This is a genomic window from Pseudoalteromonas luteoviolacea CPMOR-1 (genome assembly GCF_001625685.1).
In the GTDB taxonomy this organism is placed as follows: Bacteria; Pseudomonadota; Gammaproteobacteria; order Enterobacterales; family Alteromonadaceae; genus Pseudoalteromonas; species Pseudoalteromonas luteoviolacea_K.
In genome coordinates, this window is record NZ_AUYC01000051.1 from 92235 (window position 1) to 116639 (window position 24405).

Below are 24405 nucleotides of genomic sequence, written 5' to 3' on the forward strand. Positions count from 1 at the left end.
ATCTACCATTAGGAAACCTTAATACCTCTTGCAGTAGAATAAATTTTTGCTTATCCATTTTATTCTGACTAAAAAAAGAACTAACTCCTTTTAATAAAAACCTCTCAATTATATATACAAGTCTTCTTCCGTATAAATTGGACAATCACTTGATAAATAATCTTCTAGAAATCGATAATATAGCTTTTTACTTCTAATACAGCGACCTGATTTTTCACAGAGTTCAAGCTCTATCTCATTGTGCCTTAATGATATTTTTGGAAAGATATCCATCAATGTAAAAATACATATTTCTTCAACTTCGTCAAACCTCAATTCTATTACTTTTGCACCGTTTTCAGGTAAACAAATTGCTAACTTAAGTGTTGGCTTTGAATCAGCCGCCACTATGCCCGATGGCAAAATATAACTCGGAGAGTAAAGGTGAGATTCCTTTATAAACGCTTCTTCCCAGTTGACGCTTTGTAATAAAGCGTCAACTTCCGAACTTGCACTGAGTTCTATATAATTAGATTTATTCATTTATTTTTGCGTGTTCCTTAGATCTTTGCCCTTTTGGTCTTGGGTATATAGAGTAGTCAAAATTATGCTGATGAGCTTCCCTACCTCTACTATCTTTTAAATCATACTGTCTATGACGATCACCATATTGATCATAGGTTGTAACTTGTTTTATATCACCATTGTCATGGTATCGAGTATGTGTATTATAAGGTGTCGACTCAACTGGAGCCCGCTTGTTGTATCGTGCGTTATATCGAGCGGCATCTTCTTGAGACATTCCATCTGCAAAGCTTTTTAACCCCTTAGTTCCCTTACTCTTCTTCCACATTTTATAGGCTTTAGCCGCAGCAGCTCCGCCAAATACCAAGCCACCAGCACCAGCAACGGCAACCGCTTTGTAATCAATACACCCAAACGACTTGCCCTCTACAACTAACTGCCACAGCATCTCCGTGCCAGCTTCTTTTGCGGCATTGATTAAGTTTGCCAAGAAGTGCCCTGTTGGGTCAATAAAGTTGACCGGATCGCTTGCTACATAGGCATATAAGTTGGTATCGCCACCACCAAACCCGATTGGATCTTTAGCGGTCCAGCGTGCAGTATAGGCGTCATAATCTCTTGCGCCAAAACGCACAAGCTGTGTGTCCGCATCGTAAAGGCCACCCGCAAAGCCAAATGGCTGGAACCCTGGATTTGTATCTTGAGTGACTTGGCCAAAGGTGCCGTAACTAAGTTGCTGTGCGATTTCGCCGCTGGCGGCATCAACAATGAGTCTTGGAGAGCCAAGTTGATCGGTTATGAAACGGTACTGACGGCCTCCTTTGACCATGTAATCCGGTACATGACCTTTAGAACCATAGATAAAGAGAGCACTTAACTTACCTTCACTGTCTAGTTCAGCAACGGGATTGAGCTGGCCAGCGTACAAATAACTGGTGGTTTTCTGCCCATCAACCCACTTTGCAACTCGGCGATTTTGTGGATCAACATGGTACGCAATCTGTTTACTGATCGCGCCGTCATTGTATACCTCAACACCAAGCAGGTTGCCAAAAATATCATAGCTAAAACGCTGCTCTTGCTGCGCGCACACTTTGCTCGCTAAGTGCCCATTTGTGGTATAGCTAAACGTACAATTGCCGTATGTCAGTAAACGATCTTGCTCGTCATAGGTCGCAGCAACTCGCACCGTTGATGTACCTTGTGTAATTTCTTCAATAAGGCGATTGCCATTACTGTCATACTGATACTTCGTAACCTTTTCACCATCATCTACCTCTGACAAGCGACCAAGATCGTCGTACACATAGTCTTGCAACTCGGTGTTACCAGTCAGGTATTCCGTTTTTCTAACGATACGACCATTGTCATCATGGGCATACTCAGAGCGATAGAGAGCTTGTTGATTGAACTCAAAATCATCTCCTGTTAACTCACCATATTGGTTATAGCTAATTTCATGAGTGATATTCTCAATAGAGGTACCTGTGATGATCCCCATACGATCAGCCGCACGCACCAATGACAGGTTTCCAATCCGAGTCACTAAACCATCCAGATCATAGCCATAATCGGCACAGTGACTTTGATTGACACAAAACTGCTCTAGCTCACCTTTTTGTGTGTAATGCAGACGGTAGTCTCCGACGACTTCACCACGCCAATCAACACCCGTAAACAGTAAGCCATCAAAATGATAGGACAAACTATCTCCATTTGGCGCCGTATATTGTGTCACATTACCCACCTCGTTATAGTCGATAGCATAGCGACCATAAGGTGTTTCAACCGCATCAATTCGATCTAACCCATTAGCATAAATGGCTTTTATCTGGTCACCAGACGGTAATGTGACCGATTTTATACGTCTGTCGGTGTCGTACACATAGCTGGTAGTCGTGTCTACTAACTGTGCGGTATCAGGCGCTTGGTACGACGTTGGATAATTATTCGCATCGTAGCTAAAGTGGTGCTTAGTTCGACCATCAGGGGTTAACGCAATGACATTACCATTGTTGTCGTATTCAAACTCAGTCGCTTGTGTTTGCACTCCACCGGATGAAATAACACTACTGAGTACCTGACCCACTTCGTCATACTGATAACTGACTTGTTGAGTGCCATTGGTTACGACTTTCTCTAGCAGTCCCGGGCGTAAGCCATAGCTATCATCATAGTAATACATAGTATTTCTTGTGCCTTGCGACACTCGAGTGATTCTTCCATGGCTGTCATAAGCGTAATGAACTGGTGCAAAACCCTCCACTTCTGAGCGTTCTGTCAGCAATTTTCTGGGGTTGAAAACTAATGTCGATTCACGTCCCATGCCAGAGCGTGTTGTCACCGTATTGTGATAACTATTGTAGATAGTGTCGGTTTTTTGCACTCCATTTTGAGTAACCGTCAGGATTGTGTTGTCATCTACCTTGGATTTGCGGAATTGGGTTTTTGACTCAATGCCACTAGGCGTTTTGGTAACCACCAAATTCGGTGCAGCACCTAGCTGGTTAAGCAGCGGCTCTGTCTGCACTCGATATAGCATATCCCCAATTTGCTGCTCATACACATTGCTCGAGGTTTGCTTTGACCACTCTACACTGCCATCAAGGTAGGTCGTTTTGGCCTGACGATAACCAGAGACAAAACTTTCTTCTACTTCAAAACGGTTATTTTGCGCCGTGGTATAACCATATACTGTGGAGTTACTCTGTGGATCAAACTGGCTATAGAATTGCCACTGCCCGCCTTCCGGGTCAACGCTGCGCTCAATGCGACCTCGAGCATCAAAGAAACGTTCAAATACATTGCCATTCGGATCGGTTTGATGGTGTAGTAGCTGGCCTAAGTAATTGAACTTATGTCCCGTATTATCTGCATAACTCACCGATCTTAGGTTATTGTCATCATCAATCTGTAAATAAGTTTCCAAACCAGATGGCGAAACAATACGCGTTACTTTGTCTTGCTCGTCACGATGCAACTCTATTCGGTTGCCAAATCGATCTGTCACGCTTGTAAGCAGGCCAGATGACTCGTCATAATCAAACTTGACTAACTTGACACCTGTCGCAGGGTCTATGGTTTGAACGTGTTGGCCCTGCCTGCCAAACCCGTATGGATTGGCATTATGGTCAATATCATCACGCACACAGCGTACATTGTACTGCTCTTGCTCTTGAGAATAAGCATGATAGCCAGTACCAGCTAAGTCGATTGCCCACGCTTCTTGCTGAGGCGCGCCAACGTTTGGCGTTGCTGTCCAATAAGGTTGTCGCCACTCAACATAGGGGGTCCAAAGTTTTTCACTGTCGCTGGCACCATCTGGCGCCTGTGCCAATGTTCGGTGCTCAAAGGCTGGGCTGCGAACGACATACAGGTATTCATTCACATTAGGCATACGCCAGTCGGTATAACCTGCATGATCTAAGTTTTCGCAGTAATTTATTGCATCTTTCCAGTTGAATAACAAAGACACATTGTCTGTGGTGTCCTGCCACATCAGCTGATTACCGGAATAATGCTCTTTGAGCACGCGTCGATTGTCGTCTCTGACAAGAGGGAAATCTGCTGTTGAGTACTTTACCGCCCAACCACGAACACAAAGTGCTGGTTTCTTCTGGCCTAAATCCTCATAGCTTTCGCTCCAAATACCTGTCGAGGCATTGATGGTATAAATATAGGTATCACGCTCTTTACCACTTTTATCTATGGTGTATAAAATCTCTCTAATGGAGGGTAAACGCCAGCGAATTCGCTCACCATCACCATAATCTAACGCCGCACAATAAGCCTGAGCTTCAGACTTTGACATCAAAGTCTCTGTTGGCGTTCGCTGCCAATCTAGCTTGGTTTGTAAATCAATGATGTAGTCGTAGTTAGATACCCGATAATTAAGCTTTTTACCACGCGCTCGGTAATAGCCATCATCACCGTCAACCACACTAAATTGAATACCTGTGCTAACTACATTGGTCTTTGTTTTGGAAGTTTCAACCTCACCATCACCTTTGTAAATATTGCCAGCACGATCACTGGTGTGATGATTCGACAAGCTCCAGCCGTTGGCGATGTGAGATTTAGGTGCGCTATACAAGGTCACTGTAGAATTCGACCAGCGGATCTCAGTTTGGCGGCCTTCGACGCCCAGAGGATCAGTTCCCCACACCGCCCAAGTTGGTGACGTCTGAGCAGGACGCAAACCCGACTCCGCGATATTACCTGCACTCAGGTACTGTGTTTGAAATTCATACCCAATGCTCAGTGTGCCGCGTATTTCGCCTTCAACCGATTGACCATTAACATCTTTACCATCCCAAACAAACTCAACATTTTGCCAATCTAACGGAGTAAGCTGTTGCTCGAAACGGTGTCCAGCCACTTCAAATACAGCGTGCATAACAGTAGCATTGGCAGGCACCGTCTCTTCACTGATATTTGCTCTGACTACGTGGTGGTAATCAGCAGTACGGGCACTGTTATAGTGAAGCGTAATACCTGACCCCAAAATGCTGATATCTTCATGCAGCTCTTGAGTTTTAGGCTTGATATAGGAGCTGACCGCCGCACACTCATCGTTATTTTCATCAACAACTAACGAATCACCCGATACCACTTCGACATCAGCTGGAGGCTGTCCATCGGCATTTGCAGACCAATTGAAGTCGTAAGGAGTGAAGTGACGCATCTCACCACGCCAATAAGTTTTGCCAGCTTGGTAGTGCTCAATTCCAGTCACTTCGTCTTCTGTCGCACCATCGCCGTCAATGTCGTCAGCAATATCGTCCCCAGTGTAATCAGCACCATCTACAAGGCCATCATTGTTCGCATCTAGCAGTTTAACAACAACGCCATTTTCAGAGGCCTTCCACTTCGCATCATGTCGGTCGTAGTACCCAATCGGTACCAATTCACCCACAGCAAAATCAAGGAAGTTATCGACATACATAGTCACAGGTTGATCAAATTCAACGGTCTCGTGATCAGCTACACCACCTATGTCTAACTCTGAACAGTAAGTAAATGCCGTTTCTGCGGGTAAAATACCTGGCATGGATTGAGGTGTTTCAAACTCTGTTGCACGTACCGACAGCGTATCCAATTCTCGTACTTCACCGTTACGACTTGTCACGATTGCTTTGGTCACTTGATCAAATACCAAGGTGGTACTGCGTTCTCCAGACACATCGCTTATCAGCGCAGAGCGGTGCGTTTTATTGCCGCTGCCTAACAGAGAAATTGTACTCACTTTACTATCTAGCTTTTGCAGCTTGACCTGTTCAACTGAATTCCATGCTTGGTTATCGCCAACCAAACTACGCTGGACACGCAAATAACCTGGTTTTGCAATATCAATGGTGACGCTGCCTGCCCAACCTGCAATGGTGTAAGCACCGTTTTGATCTGTTTTTATATCACCCAATTCAGGTTTGCCATTAAATGACACCTTTGCATCAGCTAAAGGTCCACCATGTTGATCCAACACCCTGCCTGTGTACAAAGCAAACATCGAGGTTGGGAACTGAGTAACTGTGGCATTATCCGCAATATATTGACTGTGTTTTTTAACGAATTCGTCAAGCTCAGCATCATTAAGAATAACTCTATCTGCAACCGAAACTTTCACAGTATTTGAGACAATGCCGCCTGCGTGAACGACTAAGTTTGCTTCTCCCGGTTGTCCGCCTGTTACCGTTGTGCCAGAGAAACTAAACACATTTTGTGACGTATTTTGCAGCTGTACCTGAGTGGATAAATTTTGACTTGAACCATCACTGTAAAGGGCCTGTACAGTAATTTCTTCACTGCTCCCCGGTGTTAAGTGCAAAATTTCTGGATAGAGATTAATTGCAACCATATCGTCATCTGCGGGCAATTGTAGCTGCGGATTGCTACACAAGGTAGCTCGACTGTGATCAACATAGCTCAATGTATCACGCTGCGGCCAGTCGCCATCAAAGTGAATGGGGTTAACCAACGACATGATAGTATCGCGCTCTGGGTTGCTATCAAGTTGATGCATACCTTGTGCACTGCCAACCCCCAAAAGACCTGCGCTTGCACTGTGAGATTGCGCGTCGAAAGGACTTGAAGAAAACAACCCATGACGATGTCCCCACGGAATCCCAGAGTAGGTCACTTTGTCGAAATAGAACCATACATAGATTGCATGCACCATAGCAGATGACTTGCTACTCTCATGCTGCTCGGCACCACTGGCCATAAGTACTTCAGATGCGCCGTAAGATGATGAAAACTGAGTTAAATCAGGTAAATGCTCTGTCAAACGCGCCGTCGGATCAGCGCCATCTGTCACACGGAAATGACCATATGCATTGTAATGGATCAAATGCTGCGCAAAGTTATCTGCAACTTCGTTGGCCAACTTAGAAACACCGCTGTAAGGCACTAAGCCTCGAGCGATGCGCTCAGCATTAATTAAATATAACGCCTGCTGCGCAACTGACATCGCATCCCAATTTGCTTGACTAGGCATAGCCAATTTCGCGTCCGTAGTTTGATCTATACTTCTCGCGTGATTAAACCCTTTGGCTATCTCCTCTACCGAGACATAATCAGCCCCAGTCCACGGGATATTCTCATCTGGATTAAGTGCATTCAGTTGCTCCTCAGTAAACTGCTGAACAGGTCTGCACACTGCAAGCTTACCTTTTACACTGATTTGGCTGCGATAGACTTTAACTCTGTTAAAGCTATCAGTAAGTGATAATGACAACGCATACGTGCCATAACCTAAAACGGTGTCAAGCCGGGCATTATTGCTTACTAGCTCACCATCAATATGCCACTGATAGTCTTTGAAAACAGCATTATCAGCAAGGTCGTGTGCCAACAATTGCAAACGCTCATTTTCATGCAAATTAATGTGTGCAGGTAATGGCTTAGAGGGTATTACAGTAATGCTAGTTGTTGCTTCTTCCCCATCAAATCGACGTACGGTGAAATGGTAGGTTTCCAAAGTCGTGACATTATTCAATGTCACAGTCGGTGAAAGCCATAACTCCCCATCGCTTTCACGGCGCACAGAATAGCTATAGTGCTCAGTACTCAGCGCCTGCCCAGACAGTTGCAAGGTATGATCGCTACCAGAAATAAGCGCGATTTTCTCCGGTTGAGGTAAAACCATTTCGCTAGGAAGTACAGTGACTTGGGTCGAATAGGTCTTATATTCTGAGTTGCCAAACAACCGCATTGACAAGGTTGCCTCGTATTGCCCTTCAGGATACCTAAATGGTGTTCTCCCATCTTCAATCGATAGGTACCTGCCATCTATCACCCATAATTGCCCAAGATGTTCAAACTCTTCAAAATGTGGCATCACATTATTTTGACCAGCCACAAAGGTAATGTTTTCCAATACAAAATCTGCAGGCCAATCTGCGACTTTCACCGCTGATGTATACTCAGCCGTTTGCCCTAGTACATCTTCTAATTTGGCTGTAATTTGGTATTCACCAGGATTAAAGTTAATCCGTTTCCATGATGTATACCTATCTTGATCACCCCATGGTTCCCCATTCAAATGCCATGTCAATTGCGTAAAGAGCGGCTCTTCAAAGCCACTTAGCGCTGTATGCACGCGCACAACTCCAGACTCTCCTGGCTTGAGAAGTATCTGCTCAGGCAAAGGTTTAGCGACGACTAAGTGAACCGAGTTTGAAGCAGACTGACCTTGTGGATCTGTGATTGTGAGTTTCCAAACTGCATCATTTTGAGCGTTCTTAATCTCTATGCTAGGTGATGTAAAAGACACATTGGAATTTTCTAATTCCCATAGATAAGATAAATCACGCTCGTACTCAACGCCTTGAGCCGCCAATTTGGGTTCCAAAATGTAATCACTACCAGGCAACAACCCAATATCAGCACCTAAATTTGCCAATTGGTTCAACGAATAGCGACTTAGCTTAAACTTAATAGTGGCGACTCTTGAATAATCTTGACCATCAAAAACGCGAATTTTCATCTGATCGATAACTTCATCGCTTGTTGGCGTCACTTTAAAATTAAACGCCTGAGGCAAAAAGTCACCCGCTTGATAAGGTACAAACACATTATCTTGTTCTAGCCATTCTCCAAGCCGAATAATTTGGGGCATTTCTACCACTTCTATTCTTAATCGTTGCTGCAAACCACAATGCGTACTCAGAAGGTTGCAGCCATCACCTGATACGTCCGCGTCAAAGATCTCCAAATGCACCGGATAGCCACTACCAGAGGTGCCGGTATATCCATCAAGACGCCTCACAATTTCTAAATCTTGAACAGTTGGAATGTTATTGTCAGAGCTGCGTAATACTGTTAACGGTAAACGAGCTGAATGTTCAAAACCAAACTTGCGTAATTGAACATTAATTTCCCATTCGCCGACATCAGGGGCCTGGTCATTATGTGTATTGGCCACCTGACATTGCTGTGGATCGCCTTTACAGGCCAATTGCCAACTAATATCTGGTATTTCACCAAAGAAAGAAGTACCACTGAAGTCTATTTCTATCAACTCACCAAACTGAATTGTCGACTGGTAATCATAGTGGATCTGTGGCGGCGCCCAATCACGCACACACCTAACGAGACCGTGCTGTTCAAAGACTTGTTCTTTACGGGTATGTGCAGATAGGCTTGATGTATGTATCGCTTCATGACCATCTTTTCTGAGCATGAGAACTTGGTCATCACCTTGTCCTTTTGTCGCGCTCCAAAAAGAGTAATATCGCCATTGCCCATAACGTTCACGGCGGAAATAATTCTGATAAGCCTGTTCATCAATACCGAGACTATACAACTCATTGATATTTGGTAAACGCCAATCGCTGAACCCAGCATGCTCTAGTGCTTCGCAATACTGCACGGCTTCATGGAAGCCAAATGCACGGCCAATTATGTCCTCATGGGCCATATCATGAGGCTGCCAAACTAATTGGTTCTGAACATCATATACACCATAAGTATATGAGTTAAGATTTGCTTTATAAGCAATCTCTCCTGACACACACATTGCACCCGCTTCATCATACTCTAAGCTATTTCTGCCATAAGAGTGCCCTGTAGATACATCAATTTGTGTCGCAGAGGTCAAGTCAACACCGCTGGTGGTCGTCAGGAAAAACTTTTCCCGAGTCCACATTCTACCTGTTCTTCTTACTGTAAACTCTGCTGGCAATAAACTATCCTGCTGAGCACCTTTTTGAACCAAGAAGAAAAGTTCTTCAGCATTAGGTAAACGCCAGTTACTAATACCACCATGTGACAAAGTATCACAGTAATCATGGGCCTGTTGCCAGGTCAATGCTTGAGCCGAAGACTCAGGGAGATCTGCCCATATCTGTAAAGTATTTTGATTTTCGACTAAACCATCATTGAGCACATTGAATTGTGCAGATTTACCATGTTGATAAAATCCATCATCAAATGGCATTAAACTATTTTTTTGGCCTGTCTTAGGGACCTGTGACTCAGAATAGATATCATGGCGATCTTTATCATCTGCTGTACAACCGTAGGTATCAACCTGCGCATTTTCAATGGTATTACTACACAGATCTACAATGTCTGGAACGCCATCTAAGTCCTGATCAGCACCTTGCTCAACACGGATCGTAAAGGCCTGTTCAGTTGACACTATGCCATCAAAAGCGGTCAGCTCTACGTGATGTTCACCCAATTGAGCAGAGGTGGGTGTCCATCTAATCACCTTAAAGTGATCTAAAGTCATGCCATCAGGAGCGTCTGACATGCCAACTCTAAACGCGCCGTCTTTGTCAAATGCTTTGACATGGTATTGGTATTCGTAGCCAACCACCGCTTTTATTGGTGCAGTGCTTGTAAACTCCGGCGCGATATTGGTGTCTTGTACAGACAATAAGTACTTTTGTACCACTACTTCCCCACTGCGTGTCGTCGCGACCACTTCAACCACATGATTGATGCCCGTGGTCACCGCTTCCCATTGCACGACGCCAGCGTCCGAAATAGTCATACCAGGAGGTGCTTGTAGCAATGCGTAGCTGAGTGGCTCGGCAGTATTTGTAGTCAGTTCATATGAATAACTTTGCCCTCTCAACACTGCCACTTTTGGAATGCTGGTAAACTCAGTCAGCGTGGTTCCGGCAGGGAATACTTTTAATTGAGTAAATGCAGTATGTGTTTGGCCATGTGAATCAATAACCGACAACGCAATGTGATAGTCGCCGGCTGACAATCCGGAAATACCAACTTGAGCCTGCGAAGAAACAACTTCTCCGTTGATCCGCCACATGTATTGAAGCGGCTGGTATGAGCTTGGATTTAAACTATCAAAACCTGTTAGATTGAATGGCTGGCCCGCAACTATGCTTGGTAACGTAGCAATAATGGCTTTTGGTGGAATAGTAGAGCCATAAGATTTTTCCATTCGCCCAAGCTTGCCATCAAACCAGAATATATAGTGGCTATCATCATAAAGGTCGACGATCGGCCAACGTGTTCCTCTCCCAGCAAAGCCAAGGCGATCAACAGCAAATGTGCCATTAAACTCTCTAACTTCAGCCTGACTATTGGATATTTCGCTGCAATGTGCAGAAGTTGAAAGATGAACATCTGATTTTTCTACCCATCGAGGCTGTTCATCAAAATAAATCTCAAAACGCGCTTGAGAACTGGATTTCACTGCATAAGACTGGTTGCCTGCAATACGCTGCATCGCAGACATTGATGTACTTGACGCGTAAACAGCCGTGTCGGGAGAGGTCAAAATGATTTCACAGCGTGCTGCCGCATTGCTTAAATTAATAGAGAAAGAAACATCATCAAAATGAACGCCGTCAGACACCCTCACATCCACTTGGTGCAGATGGTTGTCGCTATTTGTAGGTAACCAACTCACAAGCCCGGTTACAGCGTCAATAGTCATCCCCTGTGGTGCATTTACTAATGTAAACTTGGCTTCTAGACTCTGATTTTTGACCTCTAAAGGTAAGTAAAATAGCTCGTTAACATATGCATTATAAGTATCGGAGGTACCTGAAAACTGCATCGGCAATTGCGTGCCTTGTGCTTCTACATATTCCTCTTCAATCCACGTATAAAACCCATTACCCCACTCGTCAACATAGTAAACTTTATACCAACCTTCGGTTTGACCATGAATAAAATAACGGGACTCTGTATACAAAGACCATAAATTGGGATCTGTGCTATCCGGTGACGGATACCCTCTGCCGCCAGACTTTATCACAGTCAAACAAGCTGCTTGTCCATATTTGGTTAGATCACGGCTTGCTACCCACCCGTAAATTGTTGGGTGTGCAATATCAATATATCCGCTTTGTTCATCACCCAATAAAACTTGCTCTGCTGAGCCTAACGTACCAACCACTCGACCCCAACGACTCGGCGAAGAGCGCACATAAACACTGCGTGCTGTCTCAGCCATTGGGCATCCTTCAACGGCAGGTGCCGCAGATACTGACAGCTCAAACGACTGCTCAACCGTATTGCCATTTTGCTCGACTTCGACTGTCACGCTGATAGGAGATGATAACGGCACTGCTGGATACCACTGAATGAGCCCGTCACGATTAACTGACATACCTTGTGGCGCGGCTATTAATTGATAACTCGTAGATGAAGCCGCTCTTTTGAGTTCTATTTGATATGAGTAGACTTGCTTTGCTTGAATACTTAAAACAGGGTTGCTGATAATTTCAGGCGCAAAACTGTTGAGCGGTGAGGTCTGCTTCTTTACATAGCTAGACTGACCAGCAAACCAGATATTAGCCCAAAACTCATTTTCAGAAATAATAGACCACTGCGAATCAGAGTTGACAGCCCCTATGATTGGCGCTTGCTCATTTGCAAAATCATATACTTGCGTTTGAGCTGACAAAGAAATTGTATTACATGCCTCTGTGACAGGGATAAGGTAGCCATTCCCATAGGACCAACGCAACTGACCATCAAACCAAATTTGGTACCAGTTGCCTACTTTCTGTTGTGCCCTGTAGCGCTGCCCCTGACTTATATAGCCAACTTTTTGCGAGCTACTACTATTCTCAGAACGAACATTAACGCCTTTGATACTTTCGACAAACTGACATGCACTCGCGTCCGGTTCAATATTCAATGAAAATGATTGCGTGGTCTGCTGTTGTTGCGTGGTTGCAGTCACAGTAATCAAATGTGTCCCAACCGATTCAGGTGAAAGCGCCCATTCTATGGTGTCATTTTCAATGACCATGCCTGTAGGTGCAGAGATTAATTGATATGTAGTTTCTGCATCTGTATTGACTCTCAGGGGATACTGATAAAGTTGGCCAATTGTAGCCTGTGTAATAGGCTCACTAACAAAGGCCAGCGATGTTTGACTTGCCTCTGTATCTACTTTGTTTAAACGGGCCAATTCACCAGCAAAAAATATGGTGACCTGCTCAGCACTTTGCTGCTGTATTACCCACTGAGAACCGAGCTCAGCAATACCCATAAGCTCATCACTGTCGATAGATTTGATATCAGCAAGTGCCTGTGTTGTTGCGCAAGTGCCAGCGCTTTTTTGCAAGTAACCACTTGCATAAGCCCAGCGAGCTTGGCCATCAAACCAGATATTTGCCCAATGACCATCTTGAGCGATCAACGCATATTGTTCACCGAGATGCAAATACCCTACTTTTTCACTTGAGCTAGATTTATCCGCTCTGACATTAACACCTTTGGTTACTTCCACAATTTGGCACTGTGCCGAAGCTGCCTCTTCAACCGTCACAGTAAACTGTTGAGTAAGTTCACTCCCTCCAATATCAGAAGCGGTTATGGTAACGCTATGAACACCTAGGTCTTGAATTTGGCTACGCCACTTTAATTGGCCATCGATTAACTCCATGCCTTCAGGCCCAGAAGTGAGTGTAAAGTTAGCAGGGTTTTGAGGCGCTATCATTGGCTGATAACTAAACGTGCTATTTGGATAAGTTTTGTTATTCGCGATACTAATATATTGCCAATCATTAAATCGGGGGATTAATCTCGAATCGGCTTTGAGTAGATAAGCACTTGCGCCTTTAAATTGCACTTCATACCAGTCAGGTTGTTCCTGTAAAACCACCCAGACAGAATCAAGATTTGCTTGTTTAAGTTGTTCACTTGATGTATCAGGTTGCGCATATAAATTGGTGGTATTATTAATACTCAAACAGCGCCCACCCGCTGTTGTTAAATACCCTTTTGCATACGCCCAGTGTGCTTGACCTTCAAACCACACATGATGCCAATTACCCTCAGTTCGAGCCCTTGGATATTGTTCGCCTTTATTTATATATCCGACTTTGGCACTACTGCTACTGTTGCTCTCACGGACATTAACCCCCTTTACCGCTTCAGAAATAACACAGCTAGCAACGTCTGAGGAGTGAACATCTAACATGTAGGTTTGCGTTAACACCTCCCCAGTTTCTAGCTGGGCTGATAGACTAATTTGATGCTGCCCAACATCAGTGATGTCAGGCAGCCAAACTAACTCTCCTGAATTGACTGTCATGTTTTGGGGCGCTTCGACAAGCGAAACTTGGGCTTGCCCGCTAGAGTTTAAACGTGGACTGTAACGATAACTTGAGCCTGTAAATGCAGTAAGGTTAGGTTTGGAGATGATCTGTGTTTGCGCACTGTGCAAAGTTTGAGTTGATAGAAAAGCCAACTTGCCTTGATGCCAAACTTGCTTCCAACCCGATAGAGTATCTGACGTGACTACCCATTGAGATCCAGCAGAGACCGTACCATTGGCTGTAGACTGCTCATTGGCACTCGCTCTTACGATACTTTCTTCAACAGGTGACACGCATTGGCCAGTAGACTCTGACAGATATCCATTTGCATATGACCAGCGTATTTCTCCATCGTACCAGAAGCTCGCCCAGTTCCCTTCTTTGGCAACTAACGCATATTGCTCTCCAACATTCATATAACCAATTTTGCTCGCACTCGAATTGGCCAGTGAACGAATATTAACTCCCTTTATACTTTCAATAATCTGACAATTAGCTAACACCAGCTCAGGCAATAAAATTGTGAGCATTAAAAAAAAGCGAAGCATTACCATGAAAGGTCCCTTACAAGAATAATTTATACCAAAATTCGGAGGGGGATAATATATTCCAACCCAAAACATATCAACCTAAAAATCACATAACAAAACAAATAATTAATACAAATACATACTAAAACACTGGAAAATAGAAAGTAAAAACCCAAAAACAAAAAAAAGAACAAAATAGCAACAAATAAAAAACAAAAAATTATCCAACAAGAACTTTATACTGATTAAATTACAGTCGCTTTACATATTTTAGGCATTGAACTTTTTTAAGGTAGAAAAGTTAAAAATCAGAATGTATGAAAAAATTTATATCTCACCCACGATGGAAAGCTGAGGTGTATAGATCTAGATGAGTATATCGGTAATAAACTAAGTGCTTCGTTTATAAATAGCGAATGAGCCCTATTTCCCCAACGCAATTTTGCTAATATAAGGCACCATCGTCATGACAAGTTGTTGTAAATTTAAATACTCTGGTAAGTCTTAATTTATCGACAGTGCTATTAGAGCAAGTTAAATAATCACAGCCGGGTCCATTCCTACCATCGCCCATAACAAAATCAGCAATGACAATGATGAACCCTCAGAAGTCAAGTGTATTGAGGTCAATTTGGCAGGTTTGAGTCAGCGAGCTTTTCGGCTTTATGTTCTTCTTCAGTGCAATCTAATTTCCAGTAGCTACTGACATACATCTGCTCTTTTTCGAGCCCTTTTTCCTTTTTAAACCAACGGCGAAGCACCTTCATGGTGTCAAACTCACATGCACACCATACAAATACATCACCTTGCTGCCAGTCAATGCCTTTGACAGCGTCAAGCAACGGACTATTTTTACCCGGTGTGGTGTTCACTCGCCAGATAACCTCAATACCACTGGGCTTATTTAAATCTTGAATATCTTCTGGGCTGGTCACTTCAATTACTGCACGCCCATGAGCACACGCAGGCAAGCTTTCTAAATAACAACTGATGGCTGGCAGTGCGGTCATATCTCCTACTAATAAAAACCAATCAGCACGGTGATCAACCCCTATTGTTTTACCCGGTCCGCCAACAATGATTTCATCACCAAGTTGAGCGGTTTTAGCCCAGTCAGAGGCGGGGGCTATTGCGCCTTCTTTTTCATGCAGTGCAAAGTCAATCGTCAATTGCTGAGCCTGCTTATCAAATGCGCGTACTGTATAGGTTCGCATCATAATATTATGGTTTGCCAACTGCGCAAAGGCTTCATCTTCGCGCAATACTCTACCTTGCTTAGTAAAAAGTAGTTTCACATATCCAGCTTCAAACCCCTCCGGAAAACTGGCTAAGTCTGTTCCAGCGAGAACAATACGCTTCATATTAGGTGTTAAAAATTCGCTTTTTAATACCTGTGCTTTTCGATAATTACCTACAGCCATAGCTAAACTCTTTTGCTCTTTGTTATTAATACGATTGGCGACGATAAATATTTAATAAAGTATCATCAAAATAACAGACCAAAAGTCATGAATTTAAAGCCTTGTGGATTAAAAGCGTTTTATAGTAATAGGGTAAGAACAGTTTAGAGGGTGCCGCACACCTAGTAATTAGGTACCAAATAGATACTCGCACTTAATTCAATAGCGCCCTCATTTTTTGTAGGCGCATATTGCTAAAGTGACTATGATTAATAAATTCGAATGTGTGAAGAGCTTTTAACTAACAACTTTAGTCTATATTCATTTGCAAGACACAAAACAAGATATCTAGCCGACTAAATATTAGCAATATGTCTTCTTTATCATCACCTAAAGAGACTGTATCCAATCTATTGCATCACTCAGCTGTGCCTTAAAGTCTGCTGGATAAGCATGCCCTATATTGGGGTTTATATGACTACGACAAAGAACCTGTTCACTTTGCAAACAACCAACAATCTCCATTTCAACACTGTCAGGTCCATCTTTCTCACCGGCAAAAATTACAAATTTCTTGTTATTTTCTTTACAATTTTTAAGCGAACTCGAAGTTAATGACGGTGGTTTGATGCTTGGGCATAACCCAATAACACCGCTAACATTGACCGAATTTGACATTGCCACCTCTATAGCAGCTATTGCCCCACCAGAAAAACCACCGATAACCACATTACTTTCATCAATTAAATATTCGCTTATTACAGCCGACACTGCTTTAGATATTTCACTATTGGTTATTGCAAAATCAGGCACCCAACCATAACCATTAGTACAAATTACCTGTGAAGACTGAATATACAAAGTAATATAGCCCAAATCTGTAGTATATTTTGCTGGCCACTTAACCTTAAACGCCTCTAAATCATTGGTATCACCATGCAATGCGATAAATAATGGATATGCTTTATGCGTTTCATAATTTTCAGGAAAATATAACTCTACTTCCTGACTAGCATTATGCTGTAAGCTCTGCCTTATCTTATCACTTTTCTCAAGCACATCTTTAAAGCGACTATTATCACGTATAGGGTCAAATAGCTCCCAATTAACCACTGTGCACATACCGTCATTTACAATGCGCTCATGTATATCAAGCGCATTTTCATGATTTTCATCTAACATAGAATTAATCAGTTGATTGAATAAAATCTCGTATTTCTTGTCTGGAAACACACTTTCATGTTCAATTAACAACTCAATTCCACTTTGGTATTCATTTTGAGAACGTAATTTTTCATTAGCTTGCATCAATTGCGAGTATTCACTAAACATATCCATTTCAAACCTCACGCTTACTTATAGCTATTACTATATAGTAATAAGAGTAATGAGTTAAGCTTGCTCAGGCACATCCTTTAACAAATTAAACATATTTATAACCTCTTCAGGTATTAAATATCCTTCCTCATCATATTCCAGTTGAGTACGCATCCAGCTTTCAACAAATGCCATTTGCTCTTCTTTCGTTTTGAGTTTAATGACTTCTAAACCCAGCTCATGCACTTGGTTAAACTGATAAATAAGACCGTCAATTAATCTATCTAGATCCATATGATATAAATTACCAGAGCGAGTGATCACGCCTTGATCGAGTAAAGATTTGATCATATAGACGCCACCCCAACTATCATTATCAAGGTTAACCATAGCTCGCGTAGGGCTATCGCAAAACCCTTTACGGGCATAGAAGAACATTTTGCCGACTAAGTTCATCAGGCTAATATCACTATATGAAGGATTACAACGCGCAATCATTAAGTCGGCGGCTAACTCCCCCATAATTGCGTGATAAAATGGCTTAACTAGTAAATCCTCTCTGCGATTCGGTGTTGCCTGCCATGGGCCTATCAAGTGCCCTATCTCATGAAATAAAGAAAATAAATAAGTGAGATTCTTAATGTTATTAACTAGCTTATTATTAATTTCATCTGCATTAATAAAAGTTTTATATAAGCATGGACGGACAACATTAGAATATATTTCTTGAGAACTCTCTACAAACTCCAAACTGAAGTGGTTATCCGGATTAGAGTCCATCTCACCCATACAGTAAGGGAAGTACATAAATACATTCCTATTGCCACCCAATACACCTTCCCTTTCAGTCATTGAAACTGGATAGTGTTTTGGCAATACAACTTTTTTCCCATCCATCGAAAATGCTTGATAGTTGCGAAGTACTTCTTCTTTACAACTTATTTTGTCAAACATTCTTAGCGATGTATCCAATACATTTCGTTCAATTTTAAACCTTGCTGCACCGAAAGACATTTTACTTTTGGTAAGTCTAAAATTTCCTTTTAATAAAAAGCCCTCGCTGCGCTGTACCCTTCGAAGAATTTCTTGGTTTATGTTTTCTTCTTCTCTGGTGTCAATTATATTTCCCATAAAATCCTTTCCTAAATTATTATTAAAGTGTTCCACTTCTGCGATTAAAGCTTTTACAGATCAAATTTATGACCTGCCCCCTTTAAAAGCTCAATCGCCTGTTCTAATGTATTTTCTTCAATTAAAATAAAGTCTCTATCATGAGTGCATACTGCAAATAAACTAACTCCACCATTTGCCACTGCACTACATAAGCTAGCTGTTACTCCTACGGCATCAAATGGGAGCTCACCATCAACTTTAATGCACTTCCAGTTTCGACTGACTGATTCATATTCAGAGTCTATTTCAACACTTGATATCAATGAATATTCATCATCAGTCACTGTTAACGAAAAAAACTCTCGTGTTTTGGGTAATTCAATATTAGATAAATCCTTCAACTTATATATTGAATATAACTCAGGCAAAACTCTTAAATTAAAATTCACTTATTACCTCCTTAAAAATTAATTTGGCAGATTATTAATTAAAAAATCTTTCATATTCTCACCAAAAATAAGTTCAATATCTCTCTTATCCATACCTAACTCTAATAAAGCATCTACTAACGTTACTAAACCTCTTACTTCGAAAAGCGCTTTAATCGCGCCATCAAAGTCTGACCCCAAAGCAACATGTTCAACCCCAATTAAATCAGCGGTGTACTTAATGGCAGCAGCAGCATCCTGCACCGAATTCCCGCATAAAGCCGTTTCAAAAAATGCGATACTCACCAAACCACCACTTTCAGCAACTTGCTTTAATTGATTGTCAGAAAGGTTGCGGTTGTTGTCACAAGTGCCTTTGACCCCTGTATGTGAGACAACAACGGGTTTGGATGCATATTTAATAACATCAGCAAAAAGCGCTGGAGAGGCATGCGATAAATCAATAAACATGCCTTTATCTTCCATTTTTTTCAGTGCGCTTATACCAAACTCTGTCAAACCATACTTTTCCAAGCCGTGAGCAGAGCCGCCAACTTCGTTATCAAAAAAGTGGGCTAAGCCAACCATGCGAATACCTGCATCATATAAAACATCAATGTTACCTAACTGGCCGGCAAGGACATGAGCTCCCTCAACTCCCAATAAACCAGCGGTTTGCGCTCTATTATTGTTGCGTTCTGAGATATAGCGTTTTAATTGCGTTCGATTTGTTATCACTGAAAACTGACCATTAGACTGTTTGGCAGTTAAATGTAACTGGTCGGCTTGTACCTTGGCTCGCTCAGTCAAGTCAAACCAACTTTCAAAAGGCCGACCAAACAAAATGAAGGGTAATGTCAGTGAATCTGTATCACTTGGATTTCGGTCAAAATTTTTATTTTTAGGTACTTTACTGACTATGGTAAACACCTGCAGCGCTTGATTGGCTTCGATCATCCTTGGAATGTCTTGATGACCATGCTGATGCAACTGCAATAAATCCCTTTGCCATAACAAGCTATCACTGTGCATATCTGCTATAAAGGAGAGATCTTGATAGATTTTTTCTGCTTTTAGTGATGCCTTGTAAGGCGCCTGTACAAGCGTAGAGTTGAAGCGTTTATCAATTACAGGTGGCACAAAATGAATAATTGCCATACGTAATAATGCAACACCTAGCACAGCTAACACGACATACTTTAACGCCTTCATGCTCGACCCTTACTGAGTGCCAACGGCACTTCTAAACTCACGTAATGTCGAACCAGGCCATGAGCTGCCTTAGGCTCAATCCATGTTGAATGAGGAGATAAAACACCACCAGCATCAGCTAATTGCATTATTTGTTCAACGCAAACTGGTTGAAATATAAACCCAACACTATAGTTCTGCTGTCTGAGGTAATCTTCGAAAGCTCTGCCTTGATAATTGCCAGGTACAAACGCCACATCAGTACTTTTTACGACATCATTGACACCCAAAACCTTATCAAAAACAAACTTCTCAAGCATATCAACCGAATATGGCGGTCTTGCGCCTGTAACTTTGCGCCAAGTGGGTTTTAACGACAGTAAATACCATACTTTACCTATTACCATAACAAACTGTTGGCTGTCGTTTGGCATTTGACATGAATCAATTGGAAGTACGTCAAAATAGCGCTCGAGTTTATCCATAAACTCATGTTCATCAAGCGTATAAGAGGCTTTAACCGCGCGATTATAAGCTGCGACTTTCATACTGCTATCAGGGAATAGCGCTGACAAAACACTCACCCCCGCATCAGCTGATGATGCACCGCATAACAATGATTCTGTAGCAGCCAAACGATGATGCCCATCAGCGACATAAAGCCCTTCTATTTGCCCTAATAGGGTACTTAATTGCCACTCCAAATCTTCACAAGTTATCTGCCAAAGCCTATGCTCGGTGGCGTTATGCGTTAAGGTAATATCTGGGTTTTGAACCTGCGTCACGCTCTTAAGTAACTGACAAATTTGATTATTCTCTTTGTAAAAAAGAGTGATTGGCGCATCTTGTAATCCATTATTCAGTAACCGCTCTGCATAGGCATTTAATTTGTCTGAAAAAATTTGCTCATGCTTTTTAACGTCTCCGTTGACATGTACACCGGCTAAAAGCCCCAACCATACGCCTGATGGAGACTCAATTTTATAAGCATAATAGCTACCACCTGCCCCTTCAAAAGATACAGCTTCCCTAACTGGGTTGATGTTATAATTCATGCAAATTCCCCTTTCATTCCTTTACTCATTACACAAGCGCCCTGCTTGTCTTTTTTATTATTGGATAACCAAGCTTGCTCTTGAGTTTGAAACTCAAACTCAACAACGCTGGTGTTAAAAAGAAGGTAAAAAATGTGGCCACAAATAAACCGCCAACAACGACAGAACCAATTCCTCGATAAAGTTCAGACCCTGCACCAGGAATTAACACCAGAGGCATCATGCCGCCTATTGAAGTCAAAACACTCATTAAAATCGGACGAACACGGCTATGTAATCCCGCTAAAATCGCCATATTAAAATCTTGTGTGCCAGTTTCTTTCAACTGATTAGTTGTTTGGTTAACGATCAAAATAGCATTATTCACAACCACACCCGCTAAAATGACGAACCCGATTATGCTCAACATATCTAGATTTTGTACCGCTTGGTATCGGTCAGAAATGCTACTTGCATGCACTAAAGAGATCCCCATAAAACCGCCCAATGTTGCCAGTGGTACGGTTACCATAATAAGTAATGGACTCCCCCAACTTTGAAAGAAAACAACTAAAATCAAATATACAAATAACAGTGCCAAAAACAGTGAACTTGTAACTAAAGAAGGCAAAGTGCCATCCCCTAATAGAGACTCTTTGATTTCAGCCAACTTTCCTGCTGAGCCTGACAATACAACCTCTACACGATTATCAAGCAGTCCTTTTTCTCGATGGTCAGCGATCAGCTCATGTACCTGCTCTATAGCTTGATCTAGTGATAACGAACTTGGTGGTGTGAATTGAAGTGTGACAGCCCTTAATCTGTCTACATGGCGGATCTCTTCTGGTGTTTGCACCTTCCTTACTTCAGTGACACCTGTTACATCTGTGATACCACCATCAGGAGTCGCAATCGGCGCGGCCAATAATGCTTGCAAACTCTCTTTTTCGACAACCTGTTTAGCTTGTATTTTGAGATCTTTGAGCTCTCCTGCTAGCTCAAAGACTCGCAACATCACAATCCCATCACCATTCGCTGCTGTCGCTAGTCCCAGTTCCTCTCTTGTCAAACCATAAGCTTGCAAGCGCTCGTCATCTGGTACCAGCTCAATGCCTTGTGTCGGAGACGAAAAATTAGCCGGTTCAGGGGCAACGCTGTATGGACCAAACTTTGATACTAAACTTCCCATTAAGGTCGCAGCATTACTATTTACCAATTCAAGTTGATCCGCTTTAAGGTGAATTGAAATTGCAGAGCCCGTTGCGCCACCATTTGGGAAAAGTGGCAGTTGAAAAGCAAAATTAATCACATCAGGTATCTGTGCGCCGCGGATCGATTGATCTAGTAAAGTCACCAAATCTACAGTTTTTTGATCATCTACAGGCATTGCAGCTTGGAACATCTTGCCGTCAAACGCCCCCATAAAGAAGTGTTCAATCGCTGGCGCCGCTATGGTCCCCTCTGCAACAGTGATCTTTGGTACCTCTTCACTACTGAGTCCACTGTAACGCTCTTCAGCCGCAAATTTTAGCCCCCCTTGCTGCCAAGCTGGTCTCAAGTTATCTTCAACTTTACGACCAATGTCATTCATTTTGTCTAATGAATAACCTGGAGGGGGGATAAGAAGGCCGATCGCTGCATTGAAATTACCGGCTGGTAAATAGTCAACTGGTGGCATCAGATATTTGATACCCGATACAGTTAACACAGCCAATACGACAACTGTGCCCAATGCACGTTTCCAATGGACTATTAATAAACCAGCAATATTCGTGACTTTATCTGGCAGTGATGCAATTAATCGCAGCCCATAATTTGAAGGCTGAGATAGATGTGCTTTATTTTGTTTAAAAAGTTTTGCAGCTAATGTTGGAATTACGACAATGGAGACAACGAAGCTGACGCCCACAGCCCCCATTATCGCTAGCGCTAAATCACGAAATAACTGTCCAGCACTGTCCTCGATAAGTAATATGGGAATAAAAACTGTCACAGTCGTTAACGTAGAAGCAAATATCGCAGGCGCGACTTCTTTCGTACCATCAAGTGCTGCTTCCACTGCACGTTTGCCCATTTCTTTATGGCGGTAAATATTCTCTAGAACAACGATCGCGCTATCTATCACCATCCCAACAGCAAACGCCATACCAGACAATGACACTATATTAATAGAACGCCCTGCCGCTATAAGTACAATTACAGAGCTCACGATTGATATAGGCACAACAATTGAGATAATACCTATTGCACTGACATTACGAATAAATAAGAATAAAGTTGCTGTTGCAAATAAGCCACCAAGAAGAATATTTTCAAGTACCAACTCAATCGCATTTTCAACATATACGGATGTATCATATGTTTGAATGAGTTCTAAATTACCATTCAAGCCAAGCTCAGCAGCTTTTTGGGCTAATACACCACCTTCATCATTAATACTTTGCAATTCCGCTTTTAATAAAGCCATGACCTCCAACACGTTGCCACTGTGCTCTATGTCAAATGAGAACATTGGCATTGGAATACCGCGCACTCTGACCCAATTTTTAGCTTCTTTATAACTTAATTGCAGATGCGCGAAATCGCTGAGCCTAATTGCTCCTGCTTCAGTACGCTTAATCATTAAATTTTCAAGTTGAGAAAACGCCTTAAAACGACCAATCGTACTTACTTGAACATCAAGCTTACCATTGTTGATTGTTCCCCCCGAGTAGCTGACATTGTTTTGCCTAAGAGCAGTAACTAATTGAGAATAACTTAATCCAAGAGATGCCATTTTTGCTGTATCTATCACAATTGTGACGTCTTGCTCTTTTGCCCCCATCATTCCTACTTTTGCAATACCAGGAATACGTTCGAGGCGGGGTCTCAGGCGTCGATCCATAAAACTGTACAATGTTGTGGTATCAAAGTTTGGATCTGATGAAGACAATGCGGCCCAAGCAATTGTTGCAGCTTGCGAAGGATCAAACTGTGAGACGATCGGCTTTGTTACGCCAACAGGATAGAATGGTACCTCGTCCAGCTTTTGAGCTACCTGCTGCATAGCTTGTTCGAGTTCAACATGGTAATCAAACTCTAATACTATATTGCCTCTGTTGTTTCTACTCGAACTCACCATAGACAACAGCCCCTCGATGTTCCCTAGTACCTGTTCTTGTTCAGATACAACTTCAGACTCAATTTGACTTGGTGTCGCGTTCTCCCAAAATGTATCTACACTTAGATACATAGAGCTCACAGTTGGCGTCATTCTCACTGGTACATTAGAAAATGCCAACACGCCGATCATAAAAGCAGTGACCACAGCAACAATCACTGTCACTGGGTATTTCAAAGATTTTTCAATCAATTGCATG

Annotated in this window: 9 protein-coding genes; all 9 read right to left on the bottom strand. The window is 42.4% G+C overall.

Features of this window, described 5'->3' with window-relative positions; translation table 11 throughout:
• Positions 1 to 108: 108 nt before the first annotated feature.
• The 9 genes from N473_RS20345 to N473_RS20385 all read right to left on the bottom strand — a co-directional run bounded on the left by N473_RS20345 (position 109) and on the right by N473_RS20385 (position 24404).
• Positions 109 to 522 carry a hypothetical protein gene (locus N473_RS20345; RefSeq protein WP_063369514.1) on the bottom strand — a complete coding sequence of 138 codons (414 nt, stop codon included), beginning with the start codon at positions 520 to 522 and terminating at the stop codon, positions 109 to 111.
• Complete coding sequence (locus N473_RS20350) at positions 515 to 14587, bottom strand: DUF1566 domain-containing protein (protein WP_063369515.1); 14073 nt, start codon at positions 14585 to 14587, stop codon at positions 515 to 517. The genes N473_RS20345 and N473_RS20350 overlap by 8 nt, the downstream gene beginning before the upstream one ends.
• 602 nt (positions 14588 to 15189) lie before the next feature.
• Positions 15190 to 15984 carry a siderophore-interacting protein gene (locus tag N473_RS20355; RefSeq protein WP_063369516.1) on the bottom strand — a complete coding sequence of 265 codons (795 nt, stop codon included), beginning with the start codon at positions 15982 to 15984 and terminating at the stop codon, positions 15190 to 15192.
• Positions 15985 to 16353: 369 nt separating this feature from the next.
• The gene (locus N473_RS20360; protein ID WP_063369517.1) at positions 16354 to 17301 is read right to left on the bottom strand and encodes an alpha/beta hydrolase; all 948 of its coding nucleotides are present in this window, start codon (positions 17299 to 17301) and stop codon (positions 16354 to 16356) included.
• A gap of 54 nt (positions 17302 to 17355) precedes the next feature.
• Positions 17356 to 18411, bottom strand: coding sequence for a hypothetical protein (locus tag N473_RS20365; protein WP_063369518.1), 1056 nt, complete (start codon positions 18409 to 18411; stop codon positions 17356 to 17358).
• A 53-nt stretch (positions 18412 to 18464) separates the two neighbouring features.
• The gene (locus N473_RS20370) at positions 18465 to 18842 is read right to left on the bottom strand and encodes an ACT domain-containing protein (RefSeq protein WP_063369519.1); all 378 of its coding nucleotides are present in this window, start codon (positions 18840 to 18842) and stop codon (positions 18465 to 18467) included.
• A gap of 18 nt (positions 18843 to 18860) precedes the next feature.
• Positions 18861 to 20033, bottom strand: a complete 1173-nt coding sequence (locus N473_RS20375) for a dipeptidase (RefSeq protein WP_063369520.1) — start codon at positions 20031 to 20033, stop codon at positions 18861 to 18863.
• Positions 20030 to 21067: a DUF1015 family protein gene (locus tag N473_RS20380; protein ID WP_063369521.1), complete on the bottom strand. Its 1038-nt coding sequence runs from the start codon at positions 21065 to 21067 to the stop codon at positions 20030 to 20032. The genes N473_RS20375 and N473_RS20380 overlap by 4 nt, the downstream gene beginning before the upstream one ends.
• 28 nt (positions 21068 to 21095) lie before the next feature.
• Positions 21096 to 24404, bottom strand: a complete 3309-nt coding sequence (locus tag N473_RS20385; protein WP_063369522.1) for an efflux RND transporter permease subunit — start codon at positions 24402 to 24404, stop codon at positions 21096 to 21098.
• Position 24405 lies beyond the last annotated feature (1 nt).